This window comes from Demequina sp., assembly GCF_049841215.1.
Taxonomy (GTDB): domain Bacteria; phylum Actinomycetota; class Actinomycetes; order Actinomycetales; family Demequinaceae; genus Demequina.
The window spans coordinates 1-17,365 of the sequence record NZ_JASGEO010000009.1; the positions used below are offsets into that span (position 1 = coordinate 1).

Annotated in this window: 22 protein-coding genes; 9 read left to right on the forward strand and 13 right to left on the reverse strand. The window is 67.3% G+C overall.

Annotated features, from left to right (window positions below; all coding sequences use genetic code 11):
* Positions 1-213: 213 nt before the first annotated feature.
* Positions 214-2,553 carry a heavy metal translocating P-type ATPase gene (locus QM618_RS03445; RefSeq protein ID WP_428094969.1) on the reverse strand — a complete coding sequence of 780 codons (2,340 nt, stop codon included), beginning with the start codon at positions 2,551-2,553 and terminating at the stop codon, positions 214-216.
* 9 nt (positions 2,554-2,562) lie between these two features.
* The gene (locus QM618_RS03450; protein WP_428094971.1) at positions 2,563-2,982 is read right to left on the reverse strand and encodes a heavy metal-responsive transcriptional regulator; all 420 of its coding nucleotides are present in this window, start codon (positions 2,980-2,982) and stop codon (positions 2,563-2,565) included.
* A 46-nt stretch (positions 2,983-3,028) separates the two neighbouring features.
* Here QM618_RS03450 and QM618_RS03455 point away from each other — a divergent pair, with 46 nt between their 5' ends.
* From QM618_RS03455 to QM618_RS03465, 3 genes are read left to right on the forward strand one after another with little or no spacing between them, the layout of a single operon-like run.
* On the forward strand, positions 3,029-3,733 hold the full coding sequence (locus tag QM618_RS03455) for an aspartate/glutamate racemase family protein (RefSeq protein WP_428094973.1): 705 nt from the start codon (positions 3,029-3,031) through the stop codon (positions 3,731-3,733).
* Entirely contained in the window at positions 3,726-4,568 is an 843-nt protein-coding gene (locus QM618_RS03460; protein WP_428094975.1) for a sugar phosphate isomerase/epimerase family protein, read from the forward strand. The genes QM618_RS03455 and QM618_RS03460 overlap by 8 nt, the downstream gene beginning before the upstream one ends.
* A gap of 12 nt (positions 4,569-4,580) precedes the next feature.
* On the forward strand, positions 4,581-6,296 hold the full coding sequence (locus QM618_RS03465; RefSeq protein ID WP_428094977.1) for a hypothetical protein: 1,716 nt from the start codon (positions 4,581-4,583) through the stop codon (positions 6,294-6,296).
* Here QM618_RS03465 and QM618_RS03470 read toward each other — a convergent pair whose 3' ends face one another.
* The gene (locus QM618_RS03470) at positions 6,297-7,292 is read right to left on the reverse strand and encodes a GNAT family N-acetyltransferase (RefSeq protein ID WP_428094979.1); all 996 of its coding nucleotides are present in this window, start codon (positions 7,290-7,292) and stop codon (positions 6,297-6,299) included.
* 49 nt (positions 7,293-7,341) lie between these two features.
* Between QM618_RS03470 and QM618_RS03475 the strand changes: the two genes are divergently transcribed.
* A complete protein-coding gene (locus QM618_RS03475) occupies positions 7,342-8,376 on the forward strand; it encodes an LLM class flavin-dependent oxidoreductase (RefSeq protein ID WP_428094981.1) in 1,035 nt (344 codons plus the stop codon).
* Here the strand turns inward: QM618_RS03475 and QM618_RS03480 are convergent.
* Positions 8,373-8,639: a type II toxin-antitoxin system RelE family toxin gene (locus QM618_RS03480; protein WP_428094984.1), complete on the reverse strand. Its 267-nt coding sequence runs from the start codon at positions 8,637-8,639 to the stop codon at positions 8,373-8,375. The two genes, QM618_RS03475 and QM618_RS03480, sit on opposite strands and share 4 nt — an antisense overlap.
* The gene (gene relB / locus QM618_RS03485; RefSeq protein WP_428094986.1) at positions 8,629-8,841 is read right to left on the reverse strand and encodes a type II toxin-antitoxin system RelB family antitoxin; all 213 of its coding nucleotides are present in this window, start codon (positions 8,839-8,841) and stop codon (positions 8,629-8,631) included. Before relB ends, QM618_RS03480 begins: the two co-directional genes overlap by 11 nt.
* A gap of 145 nt (positions 8,842-8,986) precedes the next feature.
* Here relB and QM618_RS03490 point away from each other — a divergent pair, with 145 nt between their 5' ends.
* Together QM618_RS03490 and QM618_RS03495 are read left to right on the forward strand one after the other, a co-directional pair.
* Positions 8,987-9,451, forward strand: coding sequence for a DUF4304 domain-containing protein (locus tag QM618_RS03490; protein WP_428094988.1), 465 nt, complete (start codon positions 8,987-8,989; stop codon positions 9,449-9,451).
* On the forward strand, positions 9,444-9,776 hold the full coding sequence (locus tag QM618_RS03495) for a hypothetical protein (protein ID WP_428094989.1): 333 nt from the start codon (positions 9,444-9,446) through the stop codon (positions 9,774-9,776). Before QM618_RS03490 ends, QM618_RS03495 begins: the two co-directional genes overlap by 8 nt.
* A gap of 36 nt (positions 9,777-9,812) precedes the next feature.
* Here the strand turns inward: QM618_RS03495 and QM618_RS03500 are convergent, their stop codons facing one another.
* The 6 genes from QM618_RS03500 to QM618_RS03525 form a co-directional block, all read right to left on the reverse strand.
* The gene (locus QM618_RS03500; RefSeq protein ID WP_428094990.1) at positions 9,813-10,745 is read right to left on the reverse strand and encodes a hypothetical protein; all 933 of its coding nucleotides are present in this window, start codon (positions 10,743-10,745) and stop codon (positions 9,813-9,815) included.
* Positions 10,746-10,855: 110 nt separating this feature from the next.
* Positions 10,856-11,515 (reverse strand): uridine kinase, encoded by a 660-nt coding sequence (locus tag QM618_RS03505; protein WP_428094992.1) that lies wholly within the window; start codon positions 11,513-11,515, stop codon positions 10,856-10,858.
* The gene (gene purQ, locus QM618_RS03510; protein WP_428094994.1) at positions 11,512-12,216 is read right to left on the reverse strand and encodes a phosphoribosylformylglycinamidine synthase subunit PurQ; all 705 of its coding nucleotides are present in this window, start codon (positions 12,214-12,216) and stop codon (positions 11,512-11,514) included. The genes QM618_RS03505 and purQ overlap by 4 nt, the downstream gene beginning before the upstream one ends.
* Positions 12,213-12,473: a phosphoribosylformylglycinamidine synthase subunit PurS gene (gene purS / locus QM618_RS03515; protein ID WP_428094996.1), complete on the reverse strand. Its 261-nt coding sequence runs from the start codon at positions 12,471-12,473 to the stop codon at positions 12,213-12,215. Before purS ends, purQ begins: the two co-directional genes overlap by 4 nt.
* A 21-nt stretch (positions 12,474-12,494) precedes the next feature.
* Positions 12,495-12,866 carry a hypothetical protein gene (locus QM618_RS03520; RefSeq protein WP_428094998.1) on the reverse strand — a complete coding sequence of 124 codons (372 nt, stop codon included), beginning with the start codon at positions 12,864-12,866 and terminating at the stop codon, positions 12,495-12,497.
* On the reverse strand, positions 12,866-13,291 hold the full coding sequence (locus QM618_RS03525; RefSeq protein WP_428095000.1) for a hypothetical protein: 426 nt from the start codon (positions 13,289-13,291) through the stop codon (positions 12,866-12,868). Before QM618_RS03525 ends, QM618_RS03520 begins: the two co-directional genes overlap by 1 nt.
* 52 nt (positions 13,292-13,343) lie before the next feature.
* Here QM618_RS03525 and QM618_RS03530 point away from each other — a divergent pair, with 52 nt between their 5' ends.
* Positions 13,344-14,027 carry a trimeric intracellular cation channel family protein gene (locus tag QM618_RS03530; RefSeq protein ID WP_428095002.1) on the forward strand — a complete coding sequence of 228 codons (684 nt, stop codon included), beginning with the start codon at positions 13,344-13,346 and terminating at the stop codon, positions 14,025-14,027.
* Here QM618_RS03530 and QM618_RS03535 read toward each other — a convergent pair.
* Positions 14,024-14,917, reverse strand: a complete 894-nt coding sequence (locus tag QM618_RS03535; protein ID WP_428095004.1) for a phosphoribosylaminoimidazolesuccinocarboxamide synthase — start codon at positions 14,915-14,917, stop codon at positions 14,024-14,026. The two genes, QM618_RS03530 and QM618_RS03535, sit on opposite strands and share 4 nt — an antisense overlap.
* Positions 14,917-16,188, reverse strand: coding sequence for a phosphoribosylamine--glycine ligase (gene purD / locus QM618_RS03540; protein ID WP_428095006.1), 1,272 nt, complete (start codon positions 16,186-16,188; stop codon positions 14,917-14,919). Before purD ends, QM618_RS03535 begins: the two co-directional genes overlap by 1 nt.
* 124 nt (positions 16,189-16,312) lie before the next feature.
* Between purD and QM618_RS03545 the strand changes: the two genes are divergently transcribed.
* Both QM618_RS03545 and QM618_RS03550 read left to right on the forward strand, forming a co-directional pair.
* Positions 16,313-16,627, forward strand: coding sequence for a hypothetical protein (locus QM618_RS03545; RefSeq protein WP_428095008.1), 315 nt, complete (start codon positions 16,313-16,315; stop codon positions 16,625-16,627).
* Positions 16,620-17,258: a hypothetical protein gene (locus QM618_RS03550; RefSeq protein WP_428095010.1), complete on the forward strand. Its 639-nt coding sequence runs from the start codon at positions 16,620-16,622 to the stop codon at positions 17,256-17,258. The genes QM618_RS03545 and QM618_RS03550 overlap by 8 nt, the downstream gene beginning before the upstream one ends.
* The last annotated feature ends 107 nt before the right edge of the window (positions 17,259-17,365 follow it).

A 17,365-nucleotide genomic window follows, 5' to 3' on the forward strand; every position in this document is an offset into this window, starting at 1 on the left:
ACACCCAAGTTCACCGCGACGGATGGGGCATCACCGTCGATGACAACAACCACGTCTGGTTCACCCCACCCACAACCATCGACCCCCACCAACACCGAATACTCGGCGGCCTCGCAGCCCTCACCGCGTGAGGGCAGCGCAGCATGCGCGGCCACACAGGCACGCCCGGATGCGCGAACAGGGGCGGGAAGCCGCGAGGACTGGATCCCGACGTCAGGCGTTACGGAGGCGCAGCGAGTTGGCAACCACGAACAGTGAGCTCGCACCCATCGCCGCCGAGGCGATCATCGGGTTGAGCACCCCGAACGCTGCGAGCGGAATCGCCGCCACGTTGTACGCAAACGCCCAGAACAGGTTGCCCCTCAGCACGTTAACCGTGCGCCGCGAAAGCCGGATAGCCGCCGGCACGGTGCGTGGGTCGCCGGCAACGATGGTGACATCCGAGGCCTCGCGCGCCACGTCGGCACCCGTCCCTAGCGCAATGCCAAAGTCGGCCGCCGCGAGCGCGGGTGCGTCGTTGACGCCGTCGCCCACCATAGCCACGCGTGCCCGGCCCCCCGCTGCCGACTCTGCCTGGAGCGCCTCGATCACCTCTTGCTTGCCGCCCGGCAACACGCCAGCGACGACGCGATCGATGCCGAGTTGACCCGCAACCGCAGCCGCGGCTCGTTCGTTGTCGCCCGTCAGCAGCACCACCCGGGTGCCCGAAGCGCGCAACTCTGCCACAGCGTCGGCCGCGCCCACTTTGACCGTGTCCGTGAGAGCGATCGCCGCCGCTGCGGCCAAAGGCTGTCGCACCGAGAGCAGGCCGGCCCCAGACGTGGGCGGAATCGCGCCCACAAAGACCACAGTCTCGCCAAGCGACTCGCGCGCATCAGCCCAGGAGGCGAGGTCATCCGGAATGGAGTCGAAGAGCGAGCGAGCGCCCACCGTCACGTCGGTGACCACGTCACCGTCCTTGACAGTGGCGGTAACCCCGCGACCCGGAGTGGAGCGGAAGCCCTTGAGCGGGAGCCGCTCGGAAACATGGGCAGCGATGGCGCGGCCAACCGGGTGCTCCGAGCGGGCCTCCACCGAGGCGGCCGCCACGAGAAGTGCGGCGGGAGCACCGGGCGCGGAGGCGGGAGCACCGGTCGCGGAGGCGGGAGCGCCCGGCGAGGCGTCACCGAGGGACGTCGCGGTGACGGACAGCGACCCCTCGGTGAGGGTGCCCGTCTTGTCGAAGACGACCGTGGTGACGAGGCGGGCGTCCTCGAGCACCTCCGGGCCGCGCACGAGGATGCCCTTGCGTGCACCGCGACCCGTGCCCACCAGGATGGCGAGCGGCGTCGCGAGCCCCAACGCACACGGGCAGCTGATGATGAGCACCGCCACAGCAGCCGTGAACGCCGCGTTGACGTCTCCCGTGGCGAGCAGCCATCCGCCAAGGGTGAGCAAAGAGAGCACGATCACGATGGGCACGAAGACGGACGAGATGCGGTCCGCAAGCCGCTGGGTGCGCGCCCGGCCGCTCAGCGCGCCGTCCACCATGCGCGCCACCTGCGCGAGCATCGTCTCGGCACCGACGCGCGTGGCCTCGACCGTGAGTGAGCCGTCAACCGCGATGGTGCCGCCGATGACCTCGGCCCCCACCCCCGCGTGCAACGGCACCGATTCCCCTGTGACGAGACTCGTGTCCACGCCTGCTTCGCCCTCAATGACAATGCCGTCGGTGGCAATTGCCTCGCCGGGACGCACCACAAACCGCATGCCAGGGTGCAGGTCTTCACGCGGCACGACGCTGCCGTCCTCGAGCGTGGCCGTGGCACTTTGGCGCTGGCTGAGCGCCCGCACGGCGTCTCCGGCGCGAGCGGTGGAGCGGACCTCGATCCACTTGCCCAGCAGGATCAGGGTGACGATCACGGCGCCCGTCTCGAAGTAGACGTGGGCGTCAAGACCCCCAACGAGCACCACCGTGGACCACGTCCACGCCGCCACCGTGCCAAGCGACACCAGCGTGTCCATGTTGACCGCCCGGTGCCGCAGCCCCTTGAGCGTGCTGCGGTGGAAAGGGAGTCCGGAGTAGAAGATCACCGGGGTGGCAAGCGCGAGCGCCACCCACTCCCAGCCCGTGAACTGGAACGCCATGACCATCGAGAGCGCGAGCAAAGGGATCGAGAGCGTAAGGGCAACGAGGAACCGCCGGCGATAGTCAGCGATCCGGGCCGCGTCCGCGTGCATGTGGGCTGAGTGCTCGTCGAACTCGGCGCCGGCGTGGTCGCCTGGGTGGGAACCTGCGACAACGTGGTGGGTGGGCGCCGTAACCGGCGTCAGCACCTCGTACCCAAGCCCCGTGATGGCGGCACGCATCGAGTCCTCGAGCACCTCCACGTCCACTGAGCCGTCCGGGTTCACCGTGGCACGCCGCGTGGCGAGGTTCACCACCGCGTCGTCAACCCCAGGCAGTTGGGACAGCCCCCTCTGGATGTTGGAGGCGCAGCCCGCGCACGTCATTCCTCCCACCGCTAGGTTGATGGGCGTGGGAGCTACCGGGTGTTCGTGCACAGTGGTCATGAGTGCAGGTTAAACGTTACTGCCCACGGGAATGTCAAGACCAAGGACCTGGCACCGGTTGGCGTCGGTGCAATCGGCGGGGTCGAGCGAGTCCGCACGGCGGGACAGCGCCGTCAACTCGGCGCGCGCCGCCAGCAGCGAATCGATCTGCCTGTCGATCTCCTCGAGGTGACGCTCGAGCAGCTCGCGCGTGTGATGGCACGTCCCGCGACCCTGATCCTTCAAGGCGAGGATCGAGCCTGCTTCGGCAAGGGTCAGCCCCGCAGCCTGAGCGTCACGGACAAAGCGAAGCCGGTCCACAGCGTCGGCCGAATATTCGCGATACCCGTTGGCAAGGCGATGCGGCGGCGCAAGCAAACCCAACGTCTCGTAATACCGAACGGTCTTGGCGGTGACGCCGCCGGCGGCGGCAAGTTCTCCGATGCGCATCCTTACATCCTACTGGAATGTTGGCGGGCCTTGTTAGGCTGGCCACATGCGCACCCAACCAAAGAAGCTGGGGCTGCTCGGCGGCATCACCTGGCACTCCTCGATCGACTACGAGCGCGCCCTGAACGAGGGAGTCAACGAGCAGCTCGGCGGCAACAGCAGCGCCGATCTCATCGTCCGCTCCTACGACTTCCAGCAGATTGCGACGGCCCAGAGCACAGGCGACTGGGACGGCCTCGCGGCCACCTTCGCCAACGACGCGCGAAGCCTCGAGGCGGCCGGCGCCCAAGCGCTCCTCATTTGCGCCAACACCATGCACCTCGTGGCACCCCAGGTCCAAGCGGCCGTGAGCATCCCCCTTATCCACATGCTTGACGTCACTGCGGACGCCATCGCCAAAGCGGGCCTCACCACGGTGGCCCTCCTCGGCACCGGCTACACCATGCGCATGCCCTTCTACCGCGACCACATGGCCGCCCGCGGAATCGAGGTCATTGCCCCGGACGAGCCAGACCTCACCGCCGTTCACGACCTCATCTACGAGGAACTCGCCCGCGGCATCATCCGCGACGAGGGACGCGACCTGGTGCTCGGCGTCACCGAACGCCTCCTGGACCGCGGCGCCCAAGGCGTCATCGCCTGCTGCACCGAGATCCCGCTCGTCGTTACCCAGCACGACCTCGACGTTCCCTACTTCGACACCGTCCAACTGCATGTGGCCGCCGCCCTCACGTTCGCCCTCGATGACTAGCCGCGAGCGCCCCACCTTCGTCGACACGCTCGCCGCCTGGTGCGTGGTCCCGTATGACGACCGCCCTCGCACCCCCACCCAAAGGGCCGACGCTCTTGCCAGGCTTGGCATCGATGCCCTCGCCTGGGATTGGCGAGACGAACACGTGGCGCAGTTTGACGCGCAGCTCGACGCCCTCGAAGAGCGCGGATTGGGCCTTGCGGCGATCTGGTCGCCGATCCCTGATGGCAAGCTCAACCCACACCTCGAAGCTCAGGTGCGCACAGCGTCGGGCCGTGGACTGACTCCCCAACTGTGGGCGTGCGCGGAGTTTGGCGCGCCCGGGCCCGTGACCGAAGAGGGGGATGCCGAGCAGTTCGCCGATCGGATAGAGCCGCTGGCAAGGCTCGCGGCAGAAACAGGCATGACGCTCGCCTTCTACAACCACCTGGGGTGGGCCGGCGAGCCGCTCAACCAGATCAGGATCCTGGAGGAGTTGGTCGCCAGGGGCTATGACAACACCGGCCTCGCCTACATGCAGCACCATGGCCATGCGCACGTCGACGGGTTCGCCGCGATGTGGGGCCGGATTCAGCACGCGGTGGTTGCCCTTGGCCTCAATGGCACCCGTGATGGGGCGCACTGGGGCGACGGCAAGGTGCTCCCCTACGGCCACGGCTCGCGGGATCTTGAGCTCGCCAGGGTCATCCACAACTCCGGTTGGCACGGCCTGACCGCGGCCATCGGCCACACCATGGACCCCATGGAAGACCGCATTCAGGACAATCTGGACGGACTCGACTGGATTGCCAGAGCACTTTCCGCGAACATCCCTGAGCCACGCTGGCCGCACTGATACCGTGCGAAGGTGACTGAGGCACAACCACCTCGGATTGTGCAGTTCGGGTGGGATAACAGCAAGGTCCGTTGGTGCGATCGCCCCAACGTCGCAGCCGCGCGCATCGTCGCCTACGACGATCAAGACCGCACCCCTCGCGAGCGCGCCAAGATGCTGCGCCGCCTGGGACTTCGCCACATCGTGTGGGATTGGCGCGACGAGCACGCCGTGCAGTTTGACGCCGAGCTTGACGCCTTGCGCAACGAGGGCGTGAGCCTCACCGGCATCTGGGCTCCCCACCCGCTGCCCGACGCTGGCGAACCTGATCACGACGCTCGCCTTGGGTTCATCAATCCGCACGTTCGCCAGTTTGTGGTGGAGTCCGCTCGGCGCGGGCTGTCACCGGATCTGTGGACCGTGGTGGAGTTTGGCACCGCCGACGGAGTGGCGCTGCACCCCGCCGCGGAACTTGCGCGCGTGTGGCGGGCCGCCGATCACGTTGAGCCCCTTGCACGCCTCGCCCAGGATCACGGCCTGTGCGTGCTCCTCACGAACCACCTCGGCTTCTTTGGGGAACCGCGAAACCTCGCCGCCCTTGTGGAGGCTCTCGCGGAGCGCGGCCTGCGCAATGTGGGCATCGCCTACCAGCAGCAGCACGGCCACGCCCACATTGCGGACTTCGAGACGCACCTTGCCGCGATGATGCCGCACCTTGTGGCGATCGCCCTGAACGGCATGGATCCCGACGCTGTGGAGACGGGGCGCACGATCCTCCCCTATGGCTCCGGCCGGGCCGATCGCAAGCTTGCCCACATTCTTGGCGCCTCTGGCTGGCACGGCCAGCTCGCCGTCCAGGGACATAGCAGGGACGATGCCGAGCTGCGGCTTCAGGACAGCCTCGACGGCCTCGCCTGGGTGGTGGACCGCCAAGACGGAAAGCGCCACCGGCGTCCCGTGCCGCGCATCGCCGCCCCCGCGTTCCCGACGTCCGTAACCATGGCGTCGGGCAGAACCACCCCAGAGCCCATCCACCGAGAGGCGGTTTCCATGCAGGCACCCGATCCCTACAGCGCCGCCACCCACGCCCTGCTCAAGCACCTGGAGGCCGTTGGCTTCCGCGGGGCGCCGCGCAGCTTTGGGTGGGACGCGCAGGGCAGGCACCTCGTGGAATGGGTCAATGGGATCCGCGCGGACCACCCGCAGGCGCCCGACGCCGCGCTTGATCCGGAGCGCATCGGCGCCTTCATGCGTGACATGCACGACGCCCTCGCGAGCTTTGTGCCGCCCGCGGGCGTGGAGTGGTTCCAGGGGCTGCCCGGTCCGGGCACAGAGATGATCATTCACCAAGACATCTCCCCGTCGAACATCGTGGTGGCTCCCGATGGGCGCCTTGTGGCGATTGACTGGGATGCGGCCGCACCCGGGACCAGGCTGTGGGATCTCGCGCATGCCGCACACGCGTTCGCGCCGCTCGCGCGCGGTGGGCTGGATGCCGCCTCCGCCGCGGACCGCTTGCGCCGCTTCGCCGACGGCTACGGCCTGACAGAGGCCCAGCGCGCCGAACTGTTGCCCCTTCTCGCCGCTCGCAGCGAGCGCATGTACGAATACCTGGACGCGATGCGGATCACGGGAGAATCGCCGTGGATCGAGCTGTGGGAGCGCGGCGTCGGGACGGTGTGGAAGTCCGATGCGCAGTGGATCCGCGAGAACGAGCCACACTGGCGCGGCGCGCTCATGGTTGCGTGATTACCAGCCCAAACGCTCCAGAATCTCTGCCGCAGTCGCCATCGGCAACCGCCCCGAATTGGTGACCACAGCGTCGTCCAGTTGTAGCCGCTCAAGCGCCTCGTGGAGCTCCACCGTGCGCGCGTGGCCCCACTGTTGCCATTCGGGCTCGAGGTCGCGGACGAGGATGCGCGCCTTGCGCTCGTCCTCCGGCGCGGTGACGCGGACGATGCGCACCTCAGCGGGGCCCGCATCACTAGCGAACGCGGTGGCGTAGCGGGAGCGGTCCTCGGGGTCCTCGACCACGCGCGCGATCACCATGATCCCGTACCCGGACGCCCTGTACACCGGGGCCACGGCCGCAAGGTTTGCGAACATCAGCGCCTGCCGGAACCGGTCGCCGTCCGGAGCGGGATGCGCCTCGGCAAGGAAGTCTCCGTCGATCTGCGCCGATCTACTGCCGCGCTCTGCGAGAGTGTCAAAAACCGCCGCGGCCGTCTTGGTCTTGCCCGCGCCGATGGACCCGTTGATGACGATGACGCGCGTGGGCAGCTCGCGACCAAAGCAGATGGACTGCTCGTGGTCCTTGTACTCGCCGTACGGGGTGATCCGGTCGTAGCCCAGGCTCGCATACAGACCAAGCGCCTCCGGCTGCTCGGTCCCCGTCTCGAGAACGATGCGCGTGGCGCCCGCCCGCGCCGCCGCGTCCTCGATCGCCGCCATGATGTCGCGCGCGTGCCCTCGCCCGCGCGCGCCCGCGCGCACGTAGAGTCGCTTCACCTCCGCCGAACCCGCGCCGGTGTCAAATGGCGACCACCGCAAGAGCCCCGTTGCTACCGGTTCCCCCTCCTCGGTGACGGCGAGCAGCGAGGTGATGAGAGCGTCGGGCGGCATATCGAGGTAGAAGTGGGCGTCCTCGTCGGGCTCGCCGTAGCGCTCGAAGAGTTCGCGCTGCTGTTCTGCCCACAGCGTCGTTGCCGTGGGGTCGTCGAGGGGGACGGCTTGAATCGTGGCCACGGCTCAACAATAGGGAAGTTACGCGCGGTGCCCGACGTTGTGGCTGGCTATGAGCCATCCTCGCCGCATCGGCTTCTTGAGTTTCGGTTGGTATAGCAGCGCGCCGGGGTCCAAGGTGCGGTCCGCCGCGGAAACGCTGCTCGACACCGTGCGGCTCGCGGAGGCGGCCGAGGACGCGGGGATGGACGGCGCATGGATCCGCGTGCATCACTGGGAGCAGAACCTCACGTCGCCGTTCCCGATTCTGACGGCGATGGGGCGGGCCACCTCTGCTATTGAGCTGGGGACCGGCGTCATCAACATGCGTTACGAGAACCCGCTGTACATGGCGGAGATGGCGGCCACCTCTGATCTGCTTGTTGGCGGGCGGCTGCAGTTGGGGGTGTCTCGAGGTTCACCGGAGATGGCGCTCGACGGTCCCGGCGACTTTGGCTACCCGCTGCCCGACGGCCTGTTGCCGGTGGAAGACGCGGCCGCGCGTATCGCGTTGTTCCGGCGCGCGATCTCCGGCGAAGGGATCGCCGAGCCCGGCGCCCACGCGCATGTGCTCCCCGGCCAGCTGTTGCCCATTCAGCCCCAGTCTCCGGGGCTGAATGGGCGCATTTGGTACGGCGCAGGCAACACCGAGTCCGCGATCCGGGTGGGCGAACTTGGCATGCACCTCATGTCATCGACCCTGGTATTGGAGGCAACGGGCGAGCCATTGGACGTGCTGCAGAGCCGGCAGATCGAAGCCTTCCGCGCTTCCTGGACGAGCGCCGGGCACGAGGGCGAGCCGCGCGTCTCCGTCTCGCGGTCCGTGATGCCGATCGTCGACGACCTCTCCCGCCTCTACTTTGGGCCGTACCTCGAGAAGGAGCGCATGGGCGGCAATCGCGACCAGATCGGTGAGATCGACAACGCCGTTGGCACCTTTGGCAAGACCTACGTTGGCGAGCCGGACAAGCTGATCGAAGAGCTGCGCGCCGACTCCGCCGTCATGTCCTCCGACACCTTGCTCGTGACCGTGCCCTCCCAACTTGGCGCGGACTTCAACCACGGCTCGTTCCAGGCGCTCGCCGCCATCCGGGATGCGCTGAACTAACCGCGGTGCACCGACCCTCGGTGCCCAACCTCGAGCGCGAGAATGACCATCTCCGCGTCAAGGATTTCGCAGATCACTCGGTAGTCGCCAATACGGTAGCGCCACAGACCACCGCGGTCGCCTGTAAGTCCCTTCCCCCGGAGGCGGGGGTCGTCCAGCTCCGCGGCCGCCTCCAAGTAGTCCAGGACTCGTCGCGCCGCTGCTGGATCGAGCTTCGACAACTGCCGACGGGCGTCCTTTGTTATGGCGACGCTATAGGCCAAGTTCGCGCCTCACCTCAGCAGAGGTGTAGCGCGTGCCGTCGTCTCTTTCAAGCGCCGCGATTGCGGTCAGGTAGTCCGCTCGGTCCTCAAGGAACTCCCGGAGTGCCTGCTTCACGTAGTAACTCTTCGTGCGCCCAGTGTCGGCCGCAAGTTGGGTGAGGGCGCGTTCCTGCTCGTCGTCGAGCCTGACGGTGAGGGTCATCGCTCCTCCAAAGTTCGCCTGTATTACAAGTATTACACTGGATCCGATGGCATGCCAGTGCACTCAGGGTAGGCGCGGTCACCGGCGGGCGATCGGTTATCCACAGGCCCGTCCAGCGTTCCGGGCATCCGTGCCACGATGGCGCATGACTCAGCAGACGTGGAACGCTTTGGACGCCTATAACGGCATGATGCGGAGCCTGATCACCCCCGATCTGCTCGCGGCTGGGCTCACCGGATCCGGGGGAAAGTACGAGCTGCCCTGCGAAGGCGCGTGGGCACTAATCGGCTTTCAGAAGTGGAGGCCGGTAACGAAAGCGCGCGTTGCCTTCACGGTCAACCTCTCATACTTCGACCGCGCCGAGTGGAGCGCCAAGCGCGCGGAGAACCAGTGGCTCGGCGACGCCCCCGAACACAACGCGAACTACGTCCTGTGGGGCGAGACGCAGCGTCTCGGCGTCCTCGTGCCCACGCGCCGCGACCACTGGTGGGATCTCACGCTCGGCACGGACGTTGAGCCGCTGGCAAGCGAGGTCATTGAATCTCTGCTGCGCTACGGACTTCCGTGGCTCGAATCGCAAGCAAACGCGACACACTTGAGGCATGGATGAGCGAGCTGGCAACTGGGGACCCGCGGCGCTTGCGGTGATCTCCGGGAGCCTGCTCGCGTGGGGGGCCTTCACTCTGCTGCAGTTCATGGAAGACGACGAACTCGGCGGGTTCTGGGTGCGCCTCGGCGTGGGCATCGCGGTGGCGGCCGTCACCGTGTGGGCGGCCTGGCGACAGCACTGGCTCGCCACCACGTTCCTAGCGCTCGCGTGTTGCATCACTCCCGTTGGCGCCGGCTGGACCTGGGTTCAGCTGCTGTGCATCGCGCTCGCGGTGTGGACCTTCGTGCTCTTCATCGCGGACATCATGCGCGGCCACACCCGCTGACCTGCGGCTGGCCCGCGGGGTCACGCGGCCACGGCGTCACTTGGTGACGATCGCCCCCGTATCCACTGCCTCGAATGCCGAGCCAGGGATCTTCTTGAGGTCGCCGAGCGCGTCGTCGTTCCATCGCGAGTCGTGGGCGCCGCTCACGTACCAGTTGGACCCGTTGTCGGCAACGATCATTCCGTACTTCTTGAGCGCCGCACAGATCACCCGCACCTCTCGCGAATACTTGGCGCAGCTATAGGAGGCCTTGAGCCGGAATCGCGCACCCATCGGCGGGCGGTTGGCGTCCTTTGACGAACTCGCGAAGTGCCGCGCGGGGGAGATGTAGCCCGCTTGTGTCTGCGACACCGTGAAGCGCAACGCGTGGTTGATCTTTCCCGCCTTGACCTCGTCGTAGCGCACCAGTCCGGGGAAGATTGGCAGCCCTGCCGCGTCCGCGCTTGTCCATCCGGCCGGCCGCAGCTTGTTGGACTTGAGGTTGAAGATGGCCCCCGATCCGGCCTTCCACGAGGTGCCCCCGTTGACTTGACGCGCATTGAACAGCTCGTAGAGCGTGCACGTGGACGTGTTCACCACGATGACGTGACGGTCCCCTGTGGACTTGCTCCCTCCCTCGATTGGGGCGTTCTTGGGGATGGGATACGGGCCTTTGTCGGACTCCGACTTGTAGGTGAAGCTCACCGGCACCTTGGGCGTGGAGTTGGTGACCGTGATGTACGGGATGCCAATAGGCGAGCCGGCCCACGACGTGCCGAAGTCGGGGTGCAACTTGGTGTTGGCGCCGATCGTCTTGACCCACGCCGCCGACTTCTTGTGCACCTTCGCCTTGCTGATGTCCTTGTTCCACGCGTTCGACGCCGGAAACACCGTGCACGAGCCGAGCGTGGTGCGAACCGAAGACACCTGTGCCGCCTGGGCTGACGCGGTCGCAACGGTAGCTCCCGCGAGCGCCAGAACGAGGGTCATCACCACAACTATGGGGCGTCGCATAGGGCGAGCGTAGTGAGCGCCGTGGCCCCAAATCACCCGTTTGTGACAATCGCATCATTCGGCTACGAAAGTTGCGCTGGCAGCACCTAGCCCTCGTTCGTCACCACCACGTGGGCTCGCGAGGCAGGATCGCGTTGGGCAACGTAGACGTCGTAACCACCAAAATACCTGGCATGATACGGATCGTCGGGGTCGGCGGGCGCCCCATCTCGCACCACCTGCCGCGCGGCCGAAGCCGCGCGCGAGGCCTCCACGAGAATCACCCAATCCCACAGCCCATCGAGCTCCGGACGTTGCAAGAACGAGCCGTCCACCACCACGGTGACCTCATCGCCAAGGCGCACGCTCGGCTCATCGGTGAGCACAGCGTCGGACTCAAGGTCGTGGTGCCGCAACCGCACCACCCGCGAGCCCTCCGGCCCAAGCGGCCGCAGCAGCTTGTCGCCGAGCGCCACATAGTCGTAAGCGTCCTCGTAGTAGCCGCGCGCGGAGGTGCGCCCTTGCCGGTAGCGCACCGCGCGCTGGTGGTGGAAGTCATCGCCCGACGCTTCCGCGACGTCGCGGCCCATCTCACGGAGGGCGTGGCTCACCAAGGCGCGGAGGGTGGTCTTGCCAACGCCCGTCATGCCGTCGATTGCCACGCGGACGGGGCTGCCGTTGGGTACCGGGATGCCCGCGGCGAGTGAGGCGGCGAGATCGGCGGCGGGGATCCTGCGACTACGCGCAGGATGACCGTTGGCACTCACGCGGTCGCGAGCAGTCCCTTGATCGCCGACGTGAAGAACGCGAGGCCGTCGGTACCGGTACGGCCCGCCGCAGCAGAGTCCGGCCCAAAGCCCGGCTCCACGGCGTGCTCAGGGTGCGGCATGAGGCCCACCACGTTGCCGCGCGCGTTCGTGATGCCAGCAATGTCTCGGCGAGAGCCATTGGGGTTGAAGCCCACATAGCGGAACACCACGCGACCCTCGGCCTCGAGCTCGTCGAGCGTGTGCTCGTCCGCGACGTACTGGCCGTCCTGGTTCTTGAGCGGAATGGTGATCTCCTCACCCGCCCTGAACTCGGTGGTCCACGCCGTGTCCGCATTCTCGACGCGCAGCGTCTGGTCGCGGCAGATGAAGTGCAAGTGCTCGTTCTTGATCATCGAGCCCGGGAGCAGGTGAACCTCGGTGAGCACCTGGAAGCCGTTGCAGATGCCAAGCACCGGCATGCCGCCGTTCGCGGCATCGACAATGGTCTCCATGATGGGCGCAAAGCGCGCGATCGCCCCAGCGCGCAAGTAGTCGCCGTAGGAAAAACCGCCAGGGAGCACCACGGCGTCCACTCCGTCGAGCGAGGGGGAGGCGTGGAACAGCGACACGGCCTCACCGCCGGCAAGCCGCACGGCGCGCAGCGCGTCCCTGTCGTCGAGCGATCCGGGGAAGGTAACTACCCCAACGCGAGCCGTCACAGGGCGGTCACCTCAACAACTGTCACCTCAACAACGTCCTCAATCACCGGGTTGGAGAGCACCTGCGAAGCAGCCGCGCGCACCTTCTCAAGCACAGCGTCGGTCACCTCGCCGTCAACGGTGAGTTCAAAGCGCTTGCCCTGCCGCGCGGACTCGATCCCGTCGAAGCCAAGGCGAGCGAGGGCCGAGCCGACTGCCTTGCCCTGGGGGTCAAGGATCTCGGGCTTGGGCATGACGTGAACGAGGATCGTGGCCATGCGGGAAGTCTACCGGGCGCCTCAAGCACACCCTTCGACGGTCCACGCGGCGTCGGCAGGATCCGGACTGAGGTGGACAACGTAGTCCGTGCCCTTCACGTTGAACGCCTTGGTGTCGCCCTCGCTGTCGACGAGGTACCCAAAGGTGTCGTTCATGTTCATCGCGCCCTCGACGTCCTCCCAGGGCGTGGGCCCACCAAAGGTGGAGTGATCGTCGGTGGCAATCAGTTCGCTGTCCTCATAAATGCCCGTGGGGTAGTACCGGACGCCATCAATCGAGACCTGGGCAACCCGGCAGTGGGTGGGATACGCGAACTCGCGCCCCTCGGGGCGGCCATCGTTGCAGCCAACCAGCAGGAGAATTGCCAGCAACGCCACTGTCAGCCTGCGCATCAGCACACCCAGTTGTACGTCTGCGGCACCAGCGTGAGCCACGTGTCGAGGGCTCCGCTGTCACTCACCCAGTACGCGCGGCCGTCTCGATAGACGTAGAGCGTTCCCACGTCGTCGCCGGGTCCGGGAGCAGCCACGATCCGCACGCCTGTCGCTGCCCCGCGCCCGCCCGACGCTGCGGTGCGGTATTCGGTCACGGCGGCCTGAGCGCTTGGCGTCTCCCAATCGTCGCGGCTGATCGAGTACCAGGTCTTGCCCTCGAACTCGAGCACGTCGTTGCCGCACGCGGGATAGAACTGCACGCCCTCGTGCTTGCTGACATACCCGTTAGGCCCCGGGCCAACGTTGAGGTTGGCCCACACGAGGCCCAGCGCCACCACCAGCAGCACGCCGGCCCCAAGGAGAACCCACCGCAACGTCTTCATGCAATCAGAACGTAGTCACCGCACGGTCCGTTGGGGCCAATACGCTTGGCCCGTGAGTCTCTTCACCTACGATCCCGACACGGTCGACGTCGCGCTCGGCACGCTGCGCACCGTGCTCGAGTACGTGGGTATCGTCGCCTTCGCCGTCTCCGGGGCTGTGGCAGCAGGTAAGAAGCGAATGGACCTCGTGGGCGCCATGGTGCTCGCGTCCGTGGTTGCCGTCGGCGGCGGCACCATGCGCGATCTCTTGCTCAACATCCCCGTGTTCTGGCTTGAGAACCCCATCTTCATTGTGGTGAGCGCCTTCGTCGGCCTCGCCGTGGCGGTGTACGCACGTTGGCATCCGCTCGACAAACTCACGCGCTTCCGCACGGTGCAGATCTCGGATGCCGCCGGGCTTGCTGTCTTCGTTGTGGTGGGCACCGGGATCGCCCTCGATGCGGGCGCCTCGCTCTTCGTGTCCGCGCTACTCGGCGTGGTCACGGGAGTTGGCGGCGGCGTAGTTCGCGATGTGCTCTCCGCCGAGGTGCCGGAGGTGCTGCGCGTGGGCACCCTCTACGCCACCGCAGCGCTTGCCGGTTCCGCCTCGTACGCCCTGCTGCTCTGGGCAGGGGCGTCGCGGCCCGTCGTGTTCTGGGTGCCCATCCTCGTGGTGCTCGTGGTGCGGCTCGGCTCGCTCAAGTTCGGCTGGGGCGTGCCCGTCATCGGCGAGAAGTCGCGCAAGGATTACCGCTAGTTCTTCGCCAGCCTGTCGTAGGCCTCGAGGTACCGCTCGCGCGTCTTCTCAACCACAGCGTCGGGCAGTTGAGGGGGCGCCTCGCCGGAGTTCCTGTCCCAGCCCGACGCTGGAGAAGTCAGCCAGTCCCTCACGTATTGCTTGTCGTAGCTTGGCTGCACATGGCCGGGTTCCCAGAGGTCGGCGGGCCAGAAGCGGCTTGAGTCTGGCGTGAGCACCTCGTCGCCGAGGATGATCGCGCCGGCTTTGTCGCGGCCAAACTCGAATTTGGTGTCCGCGAGGATGATGCCCTTGTCACGAGCGATTTCGTGGGCGCGCTCGTAGAGGCGCAGCGTGAGGTCGCGCAGCACGGTCGCGTCCTCCTCGCCGATCTCGGCGACCACCTTCTCGAAGCTGACGTTCTCGTCGTGGAGGCCCAGTTCCGCCTTGGTGGCCGGCGTGAAGATGGGCTGCGGCAGTCGCGAGCCGTCCACGAGTCCGGGCGGGAGCGGCACCCCGCACACGTCGCCGGTGGCGTTGTACTCCGTGAGGCCAGAGCCCGTGAGGTAGCCGCGCGCCACGCACTCCACGGGGAACATGTCGAGGCGCTGGCACACCATCGCGCGGCCCTGCACCTGCTCTGGGATGGGCGCTTCCACCGTGTGGTTGGGGACGATGTCTTTGATCTGGTCAAACCACCACAGGCTTAGCGCCGTGAGAATTGCCCCCTTACCAGGGATTTCGGTGGGTAGCACCCAGTCGTAAGCACTGATTCGGTCCGACGCTACCACCAGTACCACGTCGCCTCGCGGGTGCGGGGTGCTGGGTTCGTAGAGGTCGCGCACCTTGCCCGAGTAGACGTGCGTCCAGCCATCGAGCACCGGGGCGGCTGGGATGTTCTGGACGCTCATCAGCCCACCGCCTCCGCCGCCTTGAGCGCGATGTCGCTGCGGTGGTGCGAGCCCGGCAGGTCGATCTCAGCCACTCCCGCATACGCGCGATCTCGCGCGGCCGCGAGCCCGTCACCGATGCCAACTACCGACAGCACCCGGCCGCCAGCGGAGACCAAGCCAGCCCCGCCGTCGGGCATAGTCGCCGTGCCAGCGTGGAGAACGTGCACGCCCTCAAGGGCCTCTGCGGCGTCGAGGCCCGCGATGGGGTCGCCGGTCACGGGCGCCTCGGGATAGCCGCTGGACGCGATGACCACCGTGACGGCGGCGTCGTCTCGCCACTGAAGGGCAGGGACGTCCGCGAGGCGACCCTCCGCGGCGGCCAAGAGCACGCCGGCGAGCGGAGTCTCAAGGCGCGCGAGCACCACCTGGGTCTCTGGATCGCCAAAGCGCGCGTTGAACTCGACCACGCGAACGCCCTTGCTCGTGAGCGCGAGGCCGCAGTAGAGCACGCCGACGAACGGCGTTCCGCGCCGCGCCATCTCGTCGACCGTTGGTTGCGCCACATGCTGGACCACGTCCGCGACGAGGCCTGCCGGCGCCCATGGGAGCGGCGTGTACGCGCCCATGCCACCGGTGTTGGGGCCGTCGTCCTTGTCGAAGACGCGCTTGAAGTCTTGGGCGGGCTGCAAAGGCACCACCGTGGAGCCGTCACAGAGGCAGAACAGGCTCACCTCGGGGCCGTCGAGGTAGTCCTCAACCACCACCGTGCCGCCCGCCGCGAGGATCGCCTCGCCATGCCGCAGCGCCTCGGTGAGGTCGTTCGTGACGACCACGCCCTTGCCCGCCGCGAGTCCGTCGTCTTTGACCACGTGGGGGGCGCCGAACTCCTTGAGCGCAGCGGCAAGCTCGTTGATGGTGGTGCACGTGTGGCTCGCCGCGGTGGGCACCTTTGCGGCGGCCATGACATCCTTGGCGAACGCCTTGGAGCCCTCGAGCATCGCGGCAGCGCCCGACGGCCCAAAGACCGGGATTCCCGCGTCCCGTACGGCGTCGGCAACCCCGGCGACGAGGGGCGCCTCCGGCCCGACGATCACCAGGTCTGCCGCGAGGGCGGTTGCCAGGGCGGCCACCTCTGCCGGGCTGTTCTGGTTGCCCTGGTGCAGTGTTGCCAGGCGGCCGATGCCGGGATTGCCAGGCATCGCGTGCAGTTGCGAGACGGCGGGGTCCTGGCTGAGGGACAGGGCCAGCGCATGCTCGCGCGCGCCGGATCCGACGAGGAGGATGATCACGGTGCGAGTCTACTGAGGCGGCCCGCGTGAACCCAGCCCGTCTCCGCGAGCGTAGTGATAACGTTTTCGATTGGGGGGAACGTGCACCGTGCACGCCTCTCACGCGATTCGCAAGGAGGCGAAGATGAAAGCACGAACCCGAGTAGCGATCGCCACGGCCTGTGCCGTTGGCCTACTGGGCGCCGGGGGCTCCAGCAATGCGGCCGATGGCGGCTACATCGACGGGACCGATGGCTGCACGGCCTACTGGATCACCACCGAACACTCGGCCAAGACCGGCAAGACGTCGTTTGACCCGTGCGATTCGCACGCGGTGCGCGGCAAGTTCCAGGGCAACTCCGGTGCCGCCCAGTGGAGCAAATGGGTGGTCAAGACAGGCGACGCTTCGGTGAGCTCGACGTACTGCCGCGTGGACAGCGACCACATTGCGTATGGGTAATCACCTGCGGTGGCTCCCGTTCGGCGCGGCACTGGGTGTGCTCGCGCTGGGCGGGTGCTCAGGGGAGGCGGTGCCCAAGGCGAGCGCGTCATCGGATGTCGACTGGTCTGGGTACTCGCAACTCGTCACCGACACCGTTGGAGACGCGCGCGCCGACGGAGCCTCCGAGGAGCAGCTCGCCACCCTTGAGCGGGTCGCCGACGCTGGCGTCATCGCGTACTCGGATCTCGAGGAGCGGCTGCAGGCCACATTCTCGTGCTTCGACGCGAGCGGCATCCCGTACACGTACGAGCCGCCCGCGGACGGCATCGACTTCCCCGAGGGCATGTACTTCCACGGCGATGCCGAGGGCATGAGCGAAGACCAGTCGCTCGCCGTTGCCGACGAGTGCATCCGCCGCGAGTCCTTCTATGTGGACATGGTGTACCAACTGAGCCCCGGGGTGGGCGCTCGTCGCGCGCGCGAGGAGCAGGCAAACCTGCCGGCGGCGATCGAATGCGTGAAACGGTTGGGAATCGACGTCGGCGACTCGGACACCGTGAGCGAACTCACGGCGGTTGTGGACGAGTCAGGCAACGACGAGGCGTCGGAATGCCTCGTGCCGCCCGAGCAGATGGTGTCGTGGGACTGAGACAGCCCCCGTCCCCGTCCCCCTACCCCGACCCCCACCCCCCCCCCCCACCCCCCCCCCCACCCCCCCCCCAACCCCCACCAAACGACAAAAACCAAATAAAAAAA